Source organism: Neoehrlichia mikurensis (assembly GCF_019186785.1).
Lineage (GTDB): Bacteria > Pseudomonadota > Alphaproteobacteria > Rickettsiales > Anaplasmataceae > Neoehrlichia > Neoehrlichia mikurensis.
In genome coordinates, this window is sequence record NZ_CP066557.1 from 35544 (window position 1) to 57512 (window position 21969).

General features: G+C 24.8%; 16 protein-coding genes. 2 read left to right on the forward strand and 14 right to left on the reverse strand.

Annotation, left to right across the window (positions count from 1 at the left end; translation table 11 throughout):
• Positions 1 to 163 precede the first annotated feature (163 nt).
• The 9 genes from dxr to HL033_RS00205 form a co-directional block, all read right to left on the reverse strand.
• Positions 164 to 1315 (reverse strand): 1-deoxy-D-xylulose-5-phosphate reductoisomerase, encoded by a 1152-nt coding sequence (dxr, locus tag HL033_RS00165; RefSeq protein ID WP_218194107.1) that lies wholly within the window; start codon positions 1313 to 1315, stop codon positions 164 to 166.
• Between the two features lie 37 nt (positions 1316 to 1352).
• Positions 1353 to 2774 carry an NADH-quinone oxidoreductase subunit N gene (locus HL033_RS00170; RefSeq protein ID WP_218194108.1) on the reverse strand — a complete coding sequence of 474 codons (1422 nt, stop codon included), beginning with the start codon at positions 2772 to 2774 and terminating at the stop codon, positions 1353 to 1355.
• Between the two features lie 11 nt (positions 2775 to 2785).
• A complete protein-coding gene (locus tag HL033_RS00175; protein ID WP_410522115.1) occupies positions 2786 to 4231 on the reverse strand; it encodes a complex I subunit 4 family protein in 1446 nt (481 codons plus the stop codon).
• A gap of 2 nt (positions 4232 to 4233) precedes the next feature.
• Positions 4234 to 6102, reverse strand: coding sequence for an NADH-quinone oxidoreductase subunit L (gene nuoL / locus HL033_RS00180; protein WP_218194109.1), 1869 nt, complete (start codon positions 6100 to 6102; stop codon positions 4234 to 4236).
• Positions 6103 to 6196: 94 nt separating this feature from the next.
• A complete protein-coding gene (nuoK, locus tag HL033_RS00185; protein ID WP_218194110.1) occupies positions 6197 to 6523 on the reverse strand; it encodes an NADH-quinone oxidoreductase subunit NuoK in 327 nt (108 codons plus the stop codon).
• Positions 6507 to 7106, reverse strand: coding sequence for an NADH-quinone oxidoreductase subunit J (locus HL033_RS00190; protein ID WP_410522099.1), 600 nt, complete (start codon positions 7104 to 7106; stop codon positions 6507 to 6509). Before HL033_RS00190 ends, nuoK begins: the two co-directional genes overlap by 17 nt.
• A gap of 1600 nt (positions 7107 to 8706) precedes the next feature.
• Positions 8707 to 9996 (reverse strand): NADH-quinone oxidoreductase subunit NuoF, encoded by a 1290-nt coding sequence (gene nuoF / locus HL033_RS00195; RefSeq protein WP_218194111.1) that lies wholly within the window; start codon positions 9994 to 9996, stop codon positions 8707 to 8709.
• A 341-nt stretch (positions 9997 to 10337) separates the two neighbouring features.
• Positions 10338 to 11432: a 3-hydroxyacyl-CoA dehydrogenase NAD-binding domain-containing protein gene (locus HL033_RS00200; RefSeq protein WP_218194112.1), complete on the reverse strand. Its 1095-nt coding sequence runs from the start codon at positions 11430 to 11432 to the stop codon at positions 10338 to 10340.
• Positions 11433 to 11526: 94 nt separating this feature from the next.
• On the reverse strand, positions 11527 to 11961 hold the full coding sequence (locus tag HL033_RS00205; protein ID WP_218194113.1) for a hypothetical protein: 435 nt from the start codon (positions 11959 to 11961) through the stop codon (positions 11527 to 11529).
• Positions 11962 to 12800: 839 nt separating this feature from the next.
• Between HL033_RS00205 and miaA the strand changes: the two genes are divergently transcribed.
• Positions 12801 to 13733: a tRNA (adenosine(37)-N6)-dimethylallyltransferase MiaA gene (gene miaA, locus HL033_RS00210; protein ID WP_218194114.1), complete on the forward strand. Its 933-nt coding sequence runs from the start codon at positions 12801 to 12803 to the stop codon at positions 13731 to 13733.
• A gap of 409 nt (positions 13734 to 14142) precedes the next feature.
• Here miaA and HL033_RS00215 read toward each other — a convergent pair whose 3' ends face one another.
• Together HL033_RS00215 and HL033_RS00220 are read right to left on the reverse strand one after the other, a co-directional pair.
• Positions 14143 to 14817, reverse strand: a complete 675-nt coding sequence (locus HL033_RS00215) for a VirB8 family type IV secretion system protein (RefSeq protein WP_218194115.1) — start codon at positions 14815 to 14817, stop codon at positions 14143 to 14145.
• 1377 nt (positions 14818 to 16194) lie between these two features.
• Positions 16195 to 17478 carry a DNA recombination protein RmuC gene (locus tag HL033_RS00220; protein WP_218194116.1) on the reverse strand — a complete coding sequence of 428 codons (1284 nt, stop codon included), beginning with the start codon at positions 17476 to 17478 and terminating at the stop codon, positions 16195 to 16197.
• Positions 17479 to 17581: 103 nt separating this feature from the next.
• On the opposite strand from HL033_RS00220, the gene serS reads away from it, so the two are divergent.
• Positions 17582 to 18853 carry a serine--tRNA ligase gene (gene serS / locus HL033_RS00225; RefSeq protein ID WP_218194117.1) on the forward strand — a complete coding sequence of 424 codons (1272 nt, stop codon included), beginning with the start codon at positions 17582 to 17584 and terminating at the stop codon, positions 18851 to 18853.
• Positions 18854 to 19268: 415 nt separating this feature from the next.
• On the opposite strand, the gene HL033_RS00230 is transcribed toward serS, so the two are convergent.
• The 3 genes from HL033_RS00230 to HL033_RS00240 all read right to left on the reverse strand — a co-directional run bounded on the left by HL033_RS00230 (position 19269) and on the right by HL033_RS00240 (position 21917).
• Positions 19269 to 20465, reverse strand: coding sequence for a dicarboxylate/amino acid:cation symporter (locus HL033_RS00230; protein WP_246575267.1), 1197 nt, complete (start codon positions 20463 to 20465; stop codon positions 19269 to 19271).
• A 166-nt stretch (positions 20466 to 20631) separates the two neighbouring features.
• Positions 20632 to 21459, reverse strand: a complete 828-nt coding sequence (hemF, locus tag HL033_RS00235) for an oxygen-dependent coproporphyrinogen oxidase (RefSeq protein WP_218194118.1) — start codon at positions 21457 to 21459, stop codon at positions 20632 to 20634.
• Between the two features lie 212 nt (positions 21460 to 21671).
• Positions 21672 to 21917, reverse strand: coding sequence for a hypothetical protein (locus HL033_RS00240; protein WP_218194119.1), 246 nt, complete (start codon positions 21915 to 21917; stop codon positions 21672 to 21674).
• Positions 21918 to 21969: the final 52 nt, after the last annotated feature.

Here is a 21969-nt window from a genome sequence, read left to right on the forward strand (position 1 = left end):
AAGATGTAGTATAAAATCTTCCTTGCAAAAAATCACTAAAATTAAAAAACATATTTAATACAATACCTTGATAAAATTTTTAATCTTATGAATAAACCTTATATTTAATACAAATAAGAATTATACTTATAACTCACTCAAATAATAATTTAATATATACTTGTTAAAAACTACTAATGATATCTTTAATTATTCTTCTACTAAATAAATCACATTCAATAATTGACGCTAAAGAATTTATACTTCCATAATTTATCTTATCTAATGCCTTATATATAATATTAATAATATCAAGAAATCCTATTCTCAAATTCAAAAATTCATTAACAGCAATTTCATTTGCTGCGTTAACAATAATACTATTTGCATGATAATTCGATGATCTTAATACGTCAAATCCCAATTTTAAGGCTGGAAATTTATGAATATTAGGTTTAATAAATGTCAATTTACCCTGCGATATTAAATCTAGCTTTTTACTATAAAACTTTCTTTCTGGCCAATATAATGTATAAAGAATAGGAATATTCATATCAGGTATTGACATTAATCCTACAGATGAACCATCTATGTAAGAAATCATCCCATGTATCACTGCTTCAGGATGAATTATAATATCAATCTTACAAGGATTTAATGAAAACAAGTGATAAGCTTCTATTACTTCAAGAGATTTATTCATCATGGTAGCACTATCAACAGAAATCTTTTTACCCATTTTCCATGTAGGATGATGTAATGTATCTTTAGGTGTAACTGTTTTCATCTTATCATAATCTAAAAATAAAAATGGCCCACCTGATGCAGTTAACGTGATTTTATCTATATAACTTTTATCATGAAATATTTGAAAAATAGCATTATGCTCCGAATCAATAGGTAATATATTTACTTTTTGCTTTCTTGCTTCATTAAGTAACAACTGCCCTCCGCATACTATACTTTCTTTATTAGCTAAAGCTATAGTACTTACACCAAATTTAATTAAATTCATTACAGAATATAATGCTGCAATCCCTGAAATTGCTACTACCGCACAATCTACATTCAAAGAGCTAGCAATTTTTAATCCTTGTTCACCAGCTTCAACTTGAATATTTGTATCAGATAATAATTCTTTTAATTCCGTATATAAATTAGTATCAGCAATTACAACTCTTCTTGCATTTATTAATCTTGCTTGTAAAGCCAATAATTGTATATTCTTTTTTGATGTTAAAACCTCTACTGTAAAATCATCTGGATTATCAAATAAAATTTGTACCGTTTTCTGACCTATTACACCAGTAGAACCAAATATTGAAACTCTTTTCACTATACATTTAATGATAAAATCATAATTAAGCAATTATCTATTTAAAAAAATAAAAGTCAAATAAATAACCTAAAAAACCTTTTATATAATTCATGTATGTATAAAAGAATAAATTAGCTGCAGCAGAAATAAATAAAATTATTACTAAACCATTATTTTGTAAATTATGCTTATACAAACTATTACATGAATCAAAATATATAACCCTTATAATACGTAAATAATAATAACATGCTACAACACTCATTAATGCAAACAGCACTGCTAACTTAATAAAATTATTTTCAATCAAACTCAATAATATATCATACTTTATAAAAAATCCTCCTAAAGGTGGAATACCAGCCATAGATAATATAATAATTGTAATACATAAAGCTGTTAATGGATTTCTACTACATAAATTAGTAATATTTAATATATCACAATCATCATCTTTATATTGAAGTAACATAGCAAATAATCCTATATTCATAACCGCATATAATATTAAATATGATATTGATGCAATTATACTACTATTAGTAAATATAGATATTGCTACTAACATATAACCAACATGTCCAATAGCTGCATATGCAAAAAGCCTTTTTAAATTATTTTGTTTTATTGCACCAAGTGATGAAACACAAATAGATATAACTGATACACAAATTAATATTTGTTGCCAATACATAATATGCCCACTAAATACCTCACTTAATACTCTAATCAGTAACAAAATAAATGTTGCTTTTGGAATAATTGAAAAAAATGCTGTAACAATTGTCGGACTACCTTGATAAACATCAGGAGTCCACATATGAAATGGCGCAACAGATAATTTAAAACAAAAACTTATTAAAATAAAAATAACTCCTAATATCACACCTATTGGTATACTCTTATTTTCAAAAAAATATTTTGATAATTCATTAAAATCTATAGAATTAGAATATCCATATATTAAAGATATTCCATATAACATAATACAAGAAGCTAATGCACCTAATATAAAATATTTTATTCCTGATTCAGAAGATCGAGGTAAATGTTTATTAAAGCAAGTTAATGCATATAGAGATATACTTTGAATTTCAAATGATAAATAAAAAGATAGTAAATTATTTGCACCAATAAGCGTTATAAATCCAAAAACTGCAAATAATATCATTATAGAAAATTCATAACAATATTCTTGCTTTGATAGTAAAAACATTAGCAAAATAACTTCACTTAAGCTTAAGATTATAAGCTTAGATAGCCAAATATATAAACTTGATTTCAATAATGAGTTAAAAATTATAACTTCATTAATGTAAAATCTATATATTAATAAAAGTATTGTGATAAATATAGTAACCATAGATGATATATGTATCAGTGTTTTATCAAACTTAATTCCTAATAACAATAAAATTAAAGATGAACTAATTAAAAAAGCTTCAGGTATAATATATAAAAAACCACTCCAAGACATATTTTACACCATTAGGACATCAAAAAATTTTCTATTAACAATTGTTTAACTGGTAATTCGAGATAATTTAAAAGAATAGAAGGACATAATCCTAATATTACAACAAACATCGCTAATAAACTTAAAAGTACTAATTCAATCTTAGTAATATCACCTACTATACAATTATTATCTTGTCCCCATATTATCTTTCTGCATAAATACAGCATATAAACCGCACTTAATATAACACCTATTACAAAAAATGCTGAAATAAAACTTAAATTTTTAAAAATACCTAAAATGGATAAAAATTCACCAATAAATCCAGAAGTTCCTGGTATACCTATCGAAGCCATACTAAAAAATATAAACATAAAAGAGAATTTTGGCATTGATGATGCTAATCCGCTATATTTATCTATATCTAAAGTATGTGCTTTATTATATATAATACCAACTAATAAAAATAATGCAGAAGAAATAAATCCATGACTAACCATTTGAAAAATAGATCCTAAAATCCCATACTGATTAAACGAAAATATACCAGCAGTCACAAAACTCATGTGGGCAATTGAAGAATATGCTATAAGTTTTTTGATATCTTTTTGGGCAAAAGCTACTAAAGAAGTATAAATTAACGCCACAATGCTTAAAATTATTATCAATTTTGAAAAATAAATACTAGCTTCTGGTAACATTGGAAGCGAAAATCTTAAAAATCCATAGCCACCCATTTTGATAAGTATACCTGCAAGTATCACTGAACCTATAGTAGGAGCTTGTACATGAGCATCAGGAAGCCAAGTATGAAAAGGAATCATTGGAATTTTTATTGCAAAAGATACAAAAAATGCTAGCCATAACCACCTTTGTTCATTAAGAGTAAGTTTATTAGGAAGAATATTACTTAATTGCTCTATATTAGTAACTCCTTCAGTTAATACATATATATATATAATTGCTACTAAAAATAATAATGATCCAACTAAAGTATAAAGAAATAATTTAAAGGCTGCATATACTTTATCTTGATAACCCCAAATACCAATAATAAAAAACATAGGGATAAGGACAGCTTCAAAAAATATATAAAACACAATGATATTAAGTGATGCAAAAACACATATAATTAATGCTTCAAGAAGCAAAAATAATGCTAAAAATGATTGTAAATTTTGAAATTTATTACTTAAAGCAAATATGCTACATATAAAAAATAAAAAAGTAGTTAGTGAAACAAATATTATCGATATTCCATCTAATCCTAGTCCTATATTTTCTAATAACTGCTGAGTGAATTGAAATTCTAATGCTTCATAATTAAATCTTAAAAGCAATATTATATTAATAACCAATACTATACCAGAAACTAATACAGGCACTATCTTAATATATAAAGAATTACCTTTATTTATTATTGATAAAAATATTGATCCTATTATGGGAAAGATAACCATTAAAAATATCACTATTTCTAAAACCCTATATTATAAATAAAGTACATCACAATCCCTATTAAGCCTAATAGCATAACAAAAGCATAATCAAAAACGTATCCCGTTTGAATTTTCGTAGTATATCTTGCGCAAAAAATCACCGCTCTAGTAATACCACCTAAACAAAAATAATCAATAAATTTTTTATCAATCTTCATCCATAAAGCATAAGATAATTTTTTTACTGGCTTAGTAATAGCATAATTATACACTTTATCAAAATACCATTTATTACATAAAAAAACATATAATATTTTAAAATGCAAATATTTATAATACTGACAAAAATAGATTAAATATGCTGCTATAATGCCCATAATACCACAAATAAGAGGTAAATATTTTATAAATAATTCAACTTCATGATGATGAGAAATAATAATACTATCTTTCCAAAAGTCAACTGTACTAATAAAATGTTCTGCCAACATTCCAGAAATCATAGACCCTACAGCTAACACTAATAAAGGTATTAACATCATATACTTTGATTCATGAATTGAATTATCCTCAACCCCAGCACCATGAAATACCATAATAACTAATTTCCAAGAATAACAAGCTGTTAAAAATGCCACTATATTCCCAATAACAAAACTAAAAATACTTACATGATAGCTACTTTCAATAATTAAATCTTTGGAATAAAATCCTGCAAATGGAAATATTCCAGCAAGAGCCAACGAACCTATCCATGTCAGTAAATATGTATATGGTATTTTTTTCCAGCTATTACCACTCATATTACTAATCTGTTGTTCACCTTTCATTGAATGAATAATATTACCAGCACATAAAAATAACAAAGACTTAAAAAATGCATGAGTCATTAAGTGAAATATAGCAATATTATATGCTGATGCTCCACATGCAATAAACATATATCCTAATTGACTACATGTTGAATAAGCTATTATTTTTTTTATATCATCTTGCACAATGGCAACAGTAGCTGCAAAAAAACAAGTAATTCCACCTATTAATATTATTAAGTCACGAGCAGGTTGAGATAATTCAAACAAAGGTGAGCATTTAGCTACAAGAAATACTCCAGCCGTAACCATTGTAGCAGCATGTATAAGAGCTGAAGCTGGAGTTGGACCCTCCATTGCATCAGGTAACCAAGTATGCAATCCAATTTGCGCAGATTTCCCCATACACCCAATAAAAAGCAGTATACAAATTATATGAATTGGATAAATTGTAATTTGATGACCAAATGCATAAATAATGTAATTAACCGTACTAGTATTTACATAATGAAATATTTTTACAAAATCTAATGTGTTAAACACTACAAAAATTAATAAAATCCCTAATATAAAGAAAAAATCACCTATCCTATTAACAATAAATGCTTTAACTGCAGCTTTAATAGCTGATAACTTATTGAACCAAAATCCTATCAATAAATAAGAACATAATCCTACTCCCTCCCAACCGAAAAAAAGTTGTAAAAAATTACCACTAGTAACCAACATTAGCATAAAAAAAGTAAATAAAGATAAGTAGGAAGAAAATCTAATAGCACTTTTATCATGACTCATATATCCAATTGAATATAAATGCACAACTGAAGATATTGTAGTTACTATTATTAACATCATTACTGTCAATCGATCTATATAAATAGACCAATTTACTTGTAGAGCATCTATATAAATCCAAGGTACAATATTTATATTATAACTTTTCTGAAAGCTAAAAAATAAATACCACGACAATATAGTAGAAACAATAACACCACAAGAAGCTAATATTTGGGAAAATAACTTTTTATTTACCAATTTACATAAAATAGAGCCTATTAAAGGTAAAAACACACATAATAACTCAACAGTAATCATAAAAATTTCTTGATATAAATTGACTTAAATAACGCATTTTTACACTTCTCAACATTAAATAATATATATTACATAACATAATTAAGTACAATAATTACTCTTTTAAAAAATTAGCCTTATCAATGTCAATATTACTATAATTCCTAAAGTATACAACAATGATTGCAAGTCCTACAGCAGACTCAGCCGCAGCAACAGTTAAAATAAATATAGTAAAAACCTGTCCTAAAATATTTTCCTGATACACAGAAAAAGCAACAAAATTTATATTAACAGCTAATAACATTAACTCTATAGATAATAATATAGTAATAATACTTTTACGATTAATAAAAACCCCACACATACCTATAGTAAACAACATAGCTGCTAAAATAAGAAAATGATTTAATGTAATACCAGCTTCAATCAAAATCTTCATCTGTGACTCCTTGCAAAAATTTAGGATCTGCTAATTTTACAGATGAATCTCTAGACACTTGTTTATGTACATCCTGCTTCAATGCATCATCTTGATGATAAAGTGCTAATACTAATGCACTTACTATTGAAACTAAAAGTAAAATACCAGATAAATGGAATGCATACATATAATCCGTATATATAACATTACCTATCATAAACACATTTTCCATATTATTTTGATTTTTTACCATATCACTACGCATATGAGAATTTTGAATAACTAATACTACATCAACAAAAAATACTACTCCACACATTAAACTTATAATAAAATACTTGGTAAAGCCCTGTTTAATTCTAGAATAGTCAATATCTATCATCATTACAACAAATAAAAATAGTACTGCTACTGCTCCGACATACACTATAATAATAAGCATTGCTATAAACTCCGCCCCAAGTAATATAAATAATGTACTAGATATAAAAAAAGTAAGAATTAAACTCAATACAGAATATACTGGATTTGAAGCTATTATTACTGTAATAGCAGAAACTACCAAAAAAAATGAAAACAGATAAAATAAAAAACAAATCATTAAAACACTAGCATTATAATTTAATATCAAATTATTTTATAGTATACTATATGAAAAAATATTAGCAACATACAACAATATCTACACATTCAAAAACATTATAAGATGATGGCGTACAATAAAAATACATTAACATTCGATAATATTACAAAAAAACTTCATTTATCTTTTTCAAATAAATTCTTCAACTTTAAACTTGAAATACATTCTTCATAATATATTTATTAAATATTAATGCAAATATTGTTTTTTACTTACATTTCTGTATACAATTTTCAACATTTCCATAAAATAAAATAATTTCCTACAAAGTAAATGTAATAAGCTTTTTTTTATAATAAAAAATAAAACTATTATATATTTTTTAGATTATACTGTTACTACGTTTATTGGTAAAAGTATATACAGCTTTTAAATTATTTCCTTGTACTTTACTTGAGTCATTATTATTTTCATTAGCAATTTATATATGTATTAGACTAAAAAATTAAGTATAAGGTAGTTCAAGTAATATTATTCTGTATAAGCTTACTTTAATAATTAAACTCAAAATATTAAGTCTTCTGCATTAAAAAGTGCTAAAAGGCTGTTTAAATAAAAATCAAGTTACATCTAAAAATACAAATAGTATTATTTCATATTTTAAAAGCACACTTTCAAAAAATTTATAGTAATATATTCTTTTAATAATTATGTTTTAATATAATACAAACTACCATAATATTAGCTATCTTAAATAAAGATTGTCAGATATTTTTAATTACTTTTATATATTGAAATAAAAAATTTAAAGATATGCTAATCAATTCTAACAATTAAAATGCAAAAATCATTTCATTTACTAATAAATAGATAAGTCAATTGATCATCTTTCTTGTATATTAAAAAAAATTTACATGATATAATTCTATTATCTTTTTATAATTTTACTTTTTTCTATATTAGCAGTACTATAGCTTTTAATTTGTAAATCCATGCGAATAAGGGTTTTAATTGTTAAAAACATACATATATTTATATACGTAAAACAGAATATGAGATATACGTACTTATTAAAGTGATTTCATTAATTGATTAAAATGAATAATCCAACAAGAAATAAACATGTTCTATATGATTACAACACTACATTCAGATATTACAATTTTTATTAAGATAAAATCCACTCAAAAAATTTTTTAGAAAATAAACATATAATAGCCTTAAATAAATTAAAAACTTTAGATTTATAATCTGACTATAAGAACTTGAGTAACTTTACATCTTAGCCTATATTATATCTAATATAATTGACAAATAACCTATTTATATTTCTTTCAATGTATAATTAAGATACATTCTTAATCATAGCTGTTTTCTTTCATTTTATAGTTTTACATTAAGTTTAAAAATTTTGTAAGCATTATTCTTCATAAGTAGACTAAATTTATAAATTTCAATGTTCCTTTAAATATAGTTTAGTAATTTTATAAAATACCTTATTTGATAGGCTGCTGTAAAAAATTTTTCATAAATTAATTATTACATATTTATCTTATATAATATTAAGAATTTAAGTCTACTAAAATATCATTGATATAAGTAACATGATAACAATATTTCAAGAATTTGATGAAAGCAAATTAGCTTTATTAGCAATTTTATGTTCAACAACATGACTAAAATGCCTTAGTAATCCTTGAATAGGCCATGCAGCAGCATCACCTAAAGCACATATAGTATGTCCTTCTATTTGAGTTGTAATGCTAAGTAATAAATCAATATCTTCGTAATTAGCATTTCCATCAATTATTCTTCTCATTATTTTCCAAATCCATCCTGTACCCTCTCTACATGGGGTACATTGTCCACAAGATTCATGCATATAAAAATGAGATAGCCTTTCTATAGCCTCAACTAAATCTGTAGACTTATCCATAACAATTAACCCTGCTGTTCCTAATCCTGATTGCACAGCCCTTAAAGAATCAAAATCCATATTCACATTATCACAAATTGACTTTGGTAACATAGGAACAGATGATCCACCAGGAATTACAGCTAATAAATTATCCCATCCTCCACGTACTCCACCTGCATATTTCTCTATTAATTCCCTCATTGTAATTCCTAGCTCTTCTTCAACATTACAAGGATTATTAACATGTCCAGAAATACAAAAAACCTTCGTTCCTGTATTATTTGGCTTACCAAGAGAAGCAAACCAATCTCCTCCCCTTCTTAAAATATCACCAACAACAGCAATAGTCTCAACATTATTAATAGTAGTTGGACAGCCATACAACCCTATAGCTGCAGGAAAAGGTGGTTTTAATCTTGGCATTCCTTTCCGTCCTTCTAAAGATTCTAATTGTGCACTTTCTTCCCCACATATATATGCCCCTGCTCCTCTATGAATAAAGATATCTAAATCGTAACCTGAATCACAAGCATTTTTACCAATCAAGTTATTACTATATGCCTCTTCTAACGCACGAAGTAGAACTAAATATTCATTATAAAACTCTCCTCTAATATAAATATAAGCAGTAGTAACATTCATTGCAAAACCTGCGATCAATATTCCTTCTATAATTTTATGAGGCTCATATCTAATTATATTGCGATCCTTACATGTACCAGGTTCTGATTCATCAGCATTAACTACTAAGTATGCATTTTGACCTTTAGGCCGATTTTTTGGCATAAAACTCCATTTCATGCCCGTAGAAAATCCTGCACCACCCCTTCCACGTAATCCTGAATTTTTTATTTCTTCAATAATATACTCCGAACCTAATGATAATATTTTTTTTGTATTATCCCAAGTACCACGTTTTTTAGCAGAATCTAAATATGGACTATCATGACCATTAAGATTAGTAAAAATTTTATCACTATCCCTTAGCATATTATCAAAGATACCTTTACAAACAAAAATATTGTAACTTTAACAAAAAGAATAATCCATTATTTTTTATATAATATCTTATATTAAGATATTATTAGTTTCTTGTATAAATATAAAAAAGTTATAACATTATTAATAAAAAATAGTAGAGTATTGTAAATACTGATGATGTAAAATTTTTTTACTCTAAAATTTATGAGATTAAATTTGATGAATTAATTAAAAGATTCATCTTGAACTATAAGACTAAAAACTTCAAAAACATATCTACTTGTAATTAATGATACTAAATATAATACAATGCAATATTATAATAAATAATATTTTTAAATAAGCATAATTTAAATATTAAACTTATTAATAATCTTAGATAATTCATATTTTAATTCATGACTCGATTTAACAATATTATCAATTGTTAAAATATCACTTCCAGTTATTTCAGCAATATATGTTATGTAAGCAGAAACACTTGATAGCGTAGAATATATAAAACTTTTATATTTATCAATGTTATCTAAATCATATATATGAGAATTTTCTGATTTATATAACCCTGTTGATAAATCTAGCATCTGATTTACACTACCATGATACGTATCATATTTACGATAAAATCCTCCAAGAATACTATGACATCCCGTAACCTTATCAGCTATCATTTGAAAAATAACTTTAGGTATTTGATTATAAGCTAAAAACAATAAGTCATCTTTCGCTATATTAACAATTAACTTATTTAACTCTGATATAAATATATCTAATCCAATACTATCCAATAACCGAAAAATTCCTAACCTTGAATTACAAATATGCTCATTAATTAAACTATCAACAATATCTATATCTATCTTAAAATTATAAGAATTTATTAAAAAATTAATAATCCAAAAATATCCTATTCTATTAATTAATAATCCAGCAATATCAGCACAAATGATAACTTTTTTATTTAATTTGATTTCACAAAATTCATGAAATACCGTTAACATATCATTGGTATTTCCAGAATGAATCACACATTCTAACAAATCTGAATTTTTAAATATATAAGAAAAATGTGCTATAATTAACTTATGAGAAACTTTTGACGGCAATCTATCACATAAAGCATTTAATGATATTATTGAACTATTTAAAGAAATAATAGCATTTACATTAATATAATTAATAATTTGATGATATAATTGACATTTATCATCTAAATTATTAGCCATTGAATCAATTATCAAATCTGCAAACTTTAAACTATCAATACCACTCTCTAAATTGCTTATTTGAATTAAGGAATTCACATCATTAACTACATTTAGACATAACATATCTTGAGAATTGATACAATACATCACCACTGGAATTCCTATATTTGCTATGCATTCAGCTATATGCGTACTATGAAGGTTAATCCCTAAAATTGCAACCCTTTCTATCTGCACAAACTCCCTCTTAGTATCAAATTATTAAATAATAAAAAAACAGATTTCATAGCTTATTTAAAAAATATATTAAAAATACAAAAATTAATTTACATCATGAACCACCATACTCATCTTCTATCTTTTTTACAATATCTTCTGGAGGATTTTCACCCCAACCAGAGTATAATATCTGACCATATAATGCAACATCTATAGATCCACTTCTGCTTTTTGCAAGAAACATTTCACGCTTATTTTTATCAACTAATACATAATGCCATGCACATCTTCCTTTATCTTTACCACGTACAAGAAATAAACAATCTATTCTGCTTTTTTTTGCTGATTCAGCAAAGCTTTCCCTTTTACTATTTCTTATAATACTTTTCCTATCAGAAAATGCTCCTTCGTCACTTTTCTTTTTCATAGAATCTGAAAATTGATTATCAGATAAATTTTCATTATCCTTAAATTTTGCAGTAAATGAACCTATTTTTTTAAATTTGGAAATAAAGCTATTTTGAGAAGCATCATCTTGATTTACCATGATATTTATAACCTATCGTAATTAGCTATTATTACAGAATAATTATAACTTCAGCATACCACGTGTTATAATAGAGTTCAATAATATTTCAGTAATATTAATTACAAATTATAAAATTAATGGGTGAATATTATCTTAATTATATATTAGTAATATAATATAAAAAAAATAGAACCTCATTTAAAATTACTGCTATTTATTAGCATATTACTTTATATAATTTTACGATAATTATGAAATATGATATTTATAAAAATACATAAAAACTTTATAAGCTTTATATATTTTTATAATACCATAGTTATCTTTAAAAACAATATATCAATTATCATCCAAACGGACAGTAAAGGTAAAAAATTCTTTGCGATATACTAAAATTATTAAAATGTAGTTTCAATGAAAAAGATAAATAATTCAAGTCAGTACAAAAGATATTCAGTACAAAAGATATTGAGTAATTTTATTAAAATCATATCTAATATAAAATATGAGAATTAACCTTTTACAATATTATATACTAAATTATATCATTATCATGCAATAATACTTGGACTTAATTGCAATAGCAGTTATGATATTTATCAATACATTATAATTGCCCTACCCTTGACTAAAAGATGATTATTAATATAAATAAGTAAATATTATAATAATTGATAAATTCACTAATAAAAAAACATCTATATAATACATAATTTGTATAAAATTTAAGAGATTCTGGCCTCATCATCATAGATAATGCTATTATTAAAATAAAGCCATTGCATATACAATAAACATTTTTAGTACAGATAGAAAGCATGTTACAATAAATTTAATATACTCCTTATATTATAAAAATGAATGATATATTAATAATTACTGGACCCACAGCTTCTGGTAAATCAAAAATTTGTCTAGAAATTGCACGTAATCATCGTTGTGTAATTATAAATTGCGATTCAAAACAGATATATCAAGGAGTGCCTATTATAACAGATCAACCAGCTTCTAATCAATACGTTGACTATAAATTATATGGATATGTTTTACCAACATACAATTATTCTGTTGGATTATGGCTACAAGATGTAAAAGAACAAATACTACATGCATGGAATCAAAATTTGCTTCCCATCATTACGGGCGGTACTGGTATGTATATTAATAGTCTTATAAATGGATTATCTCCAATACCTTCAATAAATCCTGAAATTAGATATAAAACTAAAAAATTATTTGAAACTTTAGGAAGAGAAGAATTCTATAAATTACTTATAAAAAAAGATCAGTTAGCAAGTAATTTACATCCAAATAATACTCATAAAATATTACGTGCATTTGAAGTTATTGAACAAACTAAAGTCTCAATATTTACTTGGCAAAAAAATAAACATTATCCATTATTTAATAAGTATCATGTACATATAATACTTCCTAATAGAGAGCAATTATACAAAAAAATCAATCAACGCTTTATAAATATGATAAATACTACTGCAATAAAAGAAGTAGAATATTTATTATCTCTTAATTTATCTTATGATCTACCAATTATGAAAGCTCATGGTGTTCCAGAAATAATACAATATTTAAATGGAAAAATAAGTCTCTCACAAGCAATAGAAATCTCTCAAAAAAATACCCGCCAATATGCAAAGCGCCAATATACTTGGTTTAAAAATCAACTTCCTAATGCAATGTTTTTTGACGATCACAATAAACTTATCGAATATGTAATGTCAAGTATTGGTGCTAATATTAATAAAAATATATCATATATTAATATATAAAAAATTATAAATAAAGTACACATCAATTAAAATAGTATCACAATATTTTTCTTAATAATTATAAATAAAATTATTAAATACAATATTGCAGCATAGTAAAAAATAAAGATGATTTTAAATTCTATATAAATAACAACTCAAAATATATAAGATTAAGTTTATTATCAAACCAACACCTTTTTCTCTAAAACATTTACTATATCACCTACTTCAACAGATCCTGTATTGTTGAGAAATAAAATTTTTATATTAATAACAGCTTATATTAAATTATTACCTTCTTATATAAAGATAAAAAAAATAGTAGAAAATTGTAAATATTAATAATTATAACTTATCAAATATTTTACTTTAAAAATGCGTGTTATTTATATAATACTTTATTTTCATAAATGAACTTAAAAAATCCTCAATCAATATACTGATAGCTATGTACCGTAAATTCAAATGGCATCACACCTGATATAGCCATTTTTATATTTGATAAAGAAAAATCTATTTGCACTGTTACAGCTTGTGACTTCACTACAGCTCCACTTACAAAAAATTTCTTATTAGCTTGAATGATAGCACTATTTAATGATGATGAGCTTTGCTTTAACAATGTGACATTCTGAACATTAGTTTCTATTTCTACAACTTTATATGGATATTTAGGAATTAAATTTTGTAAAATATTATATTCTATAGTATTCTTAAATGCCAAAAACACTTTTCTTGAAGAATTATTCTTTATAAAATTAAGTTGATTATTTAACTCACTATGAGAATATGATTCATGTCGTTTAACATATTGACCAACAAGATAATTGGCAAGAAGCACTTCTTCATTTTCTTCATTATTACGACTTAATTTTTTTATCTTTGAAAATTCATCACTATAGCGATCTGAGTATTTAATAAAAGTAAAATCTTTCTTCATGGGGAATAAAGAATATATATTAAATATTAATGCAAATAAAAATATTAACAAAATTAATACGGTGCTAGCTAACCATGATCTTTCAGTAGCACAAAATAAATATTGTTCACAATACCAATCTATAGCATCTTCAAAATACTTTTGCTTATCAATTTTTTGCATATTTCTACAGCCTTTTTATTTATTAAAATGTTAATATCTTATACACAATAAGATCTATTATATCTATAATTCATTAAATTACATTAAAGCCATTGAATACAATAATAATACCAATTCTCACTTAAATTCATCATAGCAGTATTGAATATAAATTTATAACTGACATAACACTATATATAATTAATAATATGCTATGTTTATAATGAATATATAAGCAATATAAAGTTATAATGCATAATTATTTATATAATATCAAAAAAAAACCTACACACCTAAGTTATTCAGTAATATATAAAATGACAAAACAAAAAATAATATTAATATACAAAATTACTAATAATATAATTACAGGAAATTATATTTCTTGATAATGTTTATTAGCTTATTACATATATACTACATTATTATAATAATAATTATTAATGGCATTACATATTAACTAGATATTTCTATTATGTTAAATTATATATTATTCCATTTTATATTGATTGTATTACATTAATTAAGTATTTCAAATTTTATGAAATAATTAATACAATCATAATATAAAAATAATTGAAAAATTTAATGTCACTTAATTTACTAAAATATAAGAAATTCTAACATTGCTCATAATTCTGTACTAGACTCTACTAAACAAAGAGCATCTCGCAAAAAGGACATGCTATTTATGTATGAAGTATTTTTAATGATATAAATTATTTTATTCCATAGAAAGTGACTTTGCAGAAAATAAAATTAGACTTATTATTGCTAAGGCCACTAATTAATATCTTAGTATTTATTTATAAAATCAAATCACATGAATTATCTATTTTTTATAGTTAAATTTACTTAAACATAGATAAATAATTTTTACATACCATCTAAATAATAGTATCCCCCAAATTTATTACATTATTACTTTTAATAGATTATATAATTGACTTTAAAAAAAGACCACCACTCCATAACCAATATCTAATAAGGAAAGTAATGATAATTGACTAAAATAGTGTAAGATAATTTACTACATAACATACTCTTAATTGTAATAAGTTTTGACACCTTATTACAAGTCACATGATTATTCTTTGAATGATATAAATTAAGTATTATAGTTTTAGCAATAAATGTACTTGCTTATCAAGCTTACATATATTTAATAAAATGTGGGTAATATAAAATTTTAAAAATATAGTTACGCATTACTTTAAAACAAATCAGTTTTAAAAATAAACAACTTAACATATTATATCCATATATAATTTATATTATGTAATTATTAATTAAAGAATAATATAAATTCATCACAGTATAAATACTTAAAAATATATACTCAGAAAGAATATTACAAGTTTATATAAATAATGTATCATTACAAATGAATTTAGAAAATTATTCTACACATTCTAATTTTTTTGAAGTTTTGACCCCAAGGTGCTTTAAGTTTTGAGTACGAGATAAAATATTACCATGCCCCTCTGACAACTTTTTCATAGTATCACTATAAATACTACTTACAATATCAATCTGCTTACCAAGTTTTTGCATATCAGTCACAAATCCTACTATTTTATCATAAAGTGCACCACCCTGACGCGCTATTTCCATAGTATTACGATTTTGCCTCTCTAATCTCCATACAGATTCTATTGTTTTAAGAGTTGCAAATAACGTCGAAGGACAAACTATAACTATTTTTTTATTCCAAGAATACTCATGTAACAACATATCTTTTTGAATTGCAAGAAAATATGCACCTTCTATAGGAATAAACATTAATACAAAATCTGGGGCATTGCAATTATCAATATTTTGATACTTCTTTTCAGCAAGAGTATTTATATGACACCTTAAAGATGTAGTAAATTGCTTTAAATGCATTATCTTTGACATTTCTATTTTTTCAGCACAATACCTTTCGTAATGAGTTAAAGAAACTTTTGAATCAACAATAATATGTTTATTTTCAGGTAAAAGAATAACAACATCAGGATACTGCTTATTACCTTCTTCTCCAGTAAAATTCATACCTGAACTTTGTAACTTATAATCTTGATCTTTACGCAACCCAGAATCTTCTAGCATTTTTTCCAATATTACTTCACCCCAATTACCTTGAATTTTAACTTCACCCTTTAAAGCATTAGCTAAATTTTCAGCTTGTAAAGTAATTTTTTCATTTGCTAAAACAATACGCTGTATTTCATTTCGTAATAAAAACTGATCTTTATTATGATCAATAAATGTAGTCTCTATTTTTTGCTTAAATGTTTGTATACTATCTCTAAGAGGATTAATAATACTATTTAAGCTTTCTTGTGATATTTTATTAAATTTATCTGTTTTCTCATCAAAAATACGATTTGCTAAATTTTCAAAATACAATCGATATTTTTCATCAATTTTTTGCATAAAATCAACTTTATACAAATTAAAATTATTTTCTAAATTTTTCTTTTCAACTTCCGTTACAGTATACTTATTACTAATATCCCATAACTCTTTTTTTAAAGATTCATTTTCATCTTCTATTTTTTTTAGTTTCTCATCAATTAATTTTTTATTAGTATTTAAAATTTCATAATCAATTTTAGAAATACGAGTTCTTAAAGCAATGAAATAAGCTATAATAGCAATTAATATTCCTTCAATAAGCAACGCTACTATAATATTCATAATTACCTTACTTAAATAAATATCTTTAAAAATTGATAATATATAATATTCTAAAAGAAAAAAATCGATTATATAATGATTAATAATAATTCCATATAAAAATATGCATAACATAAATTTTATAAGAAATAATCCTAAAGAATTTGATAATGCAATGCAAAGTCGCAATTTTGAAAAAATTGCTCATAAAATAATTACATTAGACTCTATAAGAAAACAACTACTTACTCAATTATATGAATTACAAAAACAACATAATAAAATTATAAAAGAAATTTCAATTTTAAAGAGCAGTAATATCGATTGCGAACAACAAATACAACTATCAAAAAATCTTATAACAAAAATTGAGGAAATAGATAGTAAGTTAAGATTCAATAATGAATTAAATGATATTCTCAATAACCTTCCAAATATTCCAGATATTAAAGTTCCCATTGGAAATGATGAGACTAATAATATTGAAGTTAGAAAACATGGAACTCCAAAAATTTTCAATTTTCACGTAAAAACCCATCACGAAATAGGAGAAAAATTAAATTTAATGGATTTTAAACAAGCAGCTAAATTATCTGGTTCAAGATTCGTTATTTTAAAAAAACAATTAGCACAATTAGATAGAGCTTTAGTTAATTTTATGTTAGATACACATACACAAGAATTTGGCTATACTGAAGTATCTCACCCTATACTTGTCAATGAAGTTACTATGTATAATGTTGGTCAATTACCAAAATTTTCTGAAGACTCTTTTAAGACCACAAACAATTTTAGGTTAATACCTACAAGCGAAGTTGCTTTAACAAATTTAGTATCAAATACAATGTTCCCATTAAAAGATCTTCCTTTAAGATTTACAGCTGCTTCCCAATGCTTTCGCTCTGAAGCAGGAAGTGCCGGACGTGATACTAAAGGAATGATTCGACAACATCAATTTAATAAAGTAGAATTAGTAAGTATAGTAGCTGAAGATAAATCAGAACAAGAATTAGAAAGAATGGTCAAAATTGCAGAGAATATTTTACAAAAACTAGAATTACCATACAGAGTAATGCTTTTATGTACTGGAGATATGGGATTTTCTTCAAGCATGTCATATGATTTAGAAGTTTGGATGGCAGGTCAAAAAAAATATAGAGAAATTTCTAGTTGTTCCAATTGTAAAGATTTTCAAGCACGAAGAATGAATGCAAAATATTTTACAATTCATAATAACCATAAAATTAGCACATTCGTGCATACTTTAAATGGATCAGCATTAGCAATAGGTAGAACAATTGCTGCTATCATAGAATATTACCAAAATAAGGATGGTTCTATTTCAATTCCATACGTATTAAGAAAATATATGCATAATCAAGAAGTTATACAATAATCTTACAAATATAAATAACAACATTTACCAGAAATTTTACCATATAAACTTATACCAGTACTACACGTCAAATAATTTATTCACTGAATTTAATATATGATATTATGCATATTTATAAAAAAATCCAATAACCTAACAAAAAATATTATCTCTTAGTTTTTTATAGATACTTAATATGTTAATTTACTTAAAAAGCATAATATCGCAACAATTATCAATTTGATAAATAAAAACTTTATATTATATTTTCAAGCTAGTTATACTGCATTATAACATACCCTTTTTAGCCGTGGGTATATTACATAATAATATTATCAGATTAAAGAAAGCTAACATAACACCAGATACAACCACTCACTATCACCACAGATTATTTATCTATCATTACAAATTATTTATTTATCACATTAAAAATTTATAATTCATCTTTATACTCCTTAGCAACAATTTTAGTAATGCAAATATCAGACCATACATTTAATGCTGTTTCAAACATATCTATAATAACATATACTGGCAATATTACTCCCATTAAATTAAGTGGTATTTTCATAGACATAAGACAACTCATAGAAACAAAATAACATCCCATTGGAATTCCTGCATTACTAATAGCGGCCCCTGTAGCAATAAATACCCATAAAAACATTTCCCAAATGGAAAAATAATGTAAATTCATTTCAGAAACAAATAAAACTGTAGTTAATATAAAAGCAGCACATGCATTCATATTAATTGTAGTACATATTGGTAATACAAATGATGTTAATTTTTTTGACACTTTAAGATTATTACTTACACAATCAATAGTAGTTGGCAATGTAACAGTAGAAGATTTAGAAAAAAATGCTATAATCAAAGCTGGCATTACACCTCGCACAACACTATGTACAGATATGCCTTTATATCTTATTAATAATGGTAATACTATAAATGCCTGAATAAAATTTGCTAATACTATGCATATAATATATTTTATTATATTAGAAAAATCATACCCATCCTTAATAGAATATAAAAAAGTTGTAATAAATGCCCAAATTGCTATTGGCATAAATTTTAATATCAACTTTGCAATTTCTAAAAAAGTATCAAACAACGATGAAAATAACTTATATAAAAACTCGTGTTTTTCACTAGAAATTGTAATAACTCCACCACCAATCAAAAAGGCAAATATAATACATCCAACTATATTATTATCTAAAAAAATTTTAACAAAATTGTACGGCACTATTGATATTAAATAAGATAAATAACTATCACTACTAACATCTACATTTTTTAGCGAATTTAATGCCTTATTTTGTTCTGACGGATTAACTATCAAATATATCATTAGAGCAACAACAGCTGCACAAATAGTAGTAAGAAGGGTATAAAAAATAATTTTTTTTAATAGAATTTTAATTTGTACTATATTCTTTAAACTAGAAATCGCAGTAATAATAGAAAGAAACACCACAGGTAAGCTTACCAATTTTAGTAAATTAATAAATATATCTCCAATAACTTTTGCACAATTAAAAAGCCATACACTATGAATCAAATAAGCTGACACAGCAAGTACTATAACAATAGGAATTTTTAATTTATTAAATATATTTATCACTATAAAAACCAATCTTTAATTTATTAACATAATAACCAACAAATGCTACGCTAGTATATATAATAACAATTATGTATCATAATCATCAAATAAACTCAACACCAAGTATACTTTAAGATTAAAAGATCTTATCCTTCTATTATCATTTATCGTAATAAAAATACATTTATTCCCACTTCACTAAAGGAGGCATTGACATCATAATAGCATCTGGATTACCATGTGTCATAATGCCAAATTTTGTACCACGATCATAAAGTAAATTAAATTCAACATATCTGCCACGCTTGATTAATTGAAAATTTCGCTCTTCTGTTGTCCATTTTTTATGCATATTTTTACGAACTATTACTGAGTAGATTTCTAAGAAAGACTTACCAACTTCTTTTATATACATAAAATCATGATCCCAATCTCCTGAATTAAGATAATCAAAAAATATACCTCCTATACCTCTAGATTCTTTTCTATGATGTAAAAAAAAATAATCATCACACTGTTTTTTAAATTTTTGATAATAATCTAAATTAAACTTATCACATACTGTACGTAAATTTGTATGAAAAAAATTTTCATCCTCTGCATTAAAATATGTAGGAGTAAGATCAATGCCTCCACCAAACCAATTTTGTGAAGTACAAATAAATCTGGTATTCATATGTATTGCAGGTATAAAGGGAGATTGCATATGTGCAACTACCGAAATACCGCTAGCCCAAAAATTACCTCCGTTATCTAATGCTCCAGGTATTTCATTAGCAAAAACATCATCAAATTTACCATGAACTACCGAGAAATTAACACCTACTTTTTCAAATACTTTTCCATAAATTTTGACATATTTTCCACCTCCACCACCTCTTCTATCCCACTTATTAGTACTAATCATAGGCTGACATACGGAAAAATCTTTCTCTATACATAAACACATATCAACAATATTTTCCTGTAATTCTTCAAACCAACAAGCAGCTTTTTTTTGCCTTGTTATCATCGCTTATACCTTTTTTAGTCAACAAAATAACATTCTTCCTAAAATTTATTACTAGCATTTATAAGAATAATTTTATTATATTAATACACAACCAATAGATACAGGATAATATTGCCTACATTAAGTAATACTTATATAGTAAGTAATTTAATAAAAATTACTTACTACAATACTGTAGCTGATATTAGAAAATATTATAGTATGCATCATAGTCAATAAGTAGTGTTACTATTAAATACAAAATCATAGGTATTTTTATATGTAAGTTCGTATTTTTCCTTATCAGAATTATCTTCTTTTACTAAACCTTTAATTGAAAAATAATTTATATCAATATCACTCAGCTTAGAACATCTATTTTCTAAATTATTTTTATTCTTTACAATCATATAAACAGCCATACAAAGAATTATTAAAACAAAAACCACAGCAACTATTATGAGCGTAGTTTTCACCATATCATTTAACATATAGCTAAATATTTCATAATATAAACCCTTTGAAAATTAT

What these genes read in the sequence shown, in the direction of transcription:
- HL033_RS00170 (WP_218194108.1), bottom strand. Translation starts at nt 2,774, where the DNA reads ATGTCTTGGAGTGGTTTTTTATATATTATACCTGAAGCTTTTTTAATT.
- nuoL (WP_218194109.1), bottom strand. Translation starts at nt 6,102, where the DNA reads ATGATTACTGTTGAGTTATTATGTGTGTTTTTACCTTTAATAGGCTCT.
- nuoK (WP_218194110.1), bottom strand. Translation starts at nt 6,523, where the DNA reads ATGAAGATTTTGATTGAAGCTGGTATTACATTAAATCATTTTCTTATT.
- HL033_RS00190 (WP_410522099.1), bottom strand. Translation starts at nt 7,106, where the DNA reads ATGATTTGTTTTTTATTTTATCTGTTTTCATTTTTTTTGGTAGTTTCT.
- nuoF (WP_218194111.1), bottom strand. Translation starts at nt 9,996, where the DNA reads ATGCTAAGGGATAGTGATAAAATTTTTACTAATCTTAATGGTCATGAT.
- HL033_RS00205 (WP_218194113.1), bottom strand. Translation starts at nt 11,961, where the DNA reads ATGGTAAATCAAGATGATGCTTCTCAAAATAGCTTTATTTCCAAATTT.
- miaA (WP_218194114.1), top strand. Translation starts at nt 12,801, where the DNA reads ATGAATGATATATTAATAATTACTGGACCCACAGCTTCTGGTAAATCA.
- HL033_RS00215 (WP_218194115.1), bottom strand. Translation starts at nt 14,817, where the DNA reads ATGCAAAAAATTGATAAGCAAAAGTATTTTGAAGATGCTATAGATTGG.
- HL033_RS00220 (WP_218194116.1), bottom strand. Translation starts at nt 17,478, where the DNA reads ATGAATATTATAGTAGCGTTGCTTATTGAAGGAATATTAATTGCTATT.
- serS (WP_218194117.1), top strand. Translation starts at nt 17,582, where the DNA reads ATGCATAACATAAATTTTATAAGAAATAATCCTAAAGAATTTGATAAT.
- hemF (WP_218194118.1), bottom strand. Translation starts at nt 21,459, where the DNA reads ATGATAACAAGGCAAAAAAAAGCTGCTTGTTGGTTTGAAGAATTACAG.
- HL033_RS00240 (WP_218194119.1), bottom strand. Translation starts at nt 21,917, where the DNA reads ATGGTGAAAACTACGCTCATAATAGTTGCTGTGGTTTTTGTTTTAATA.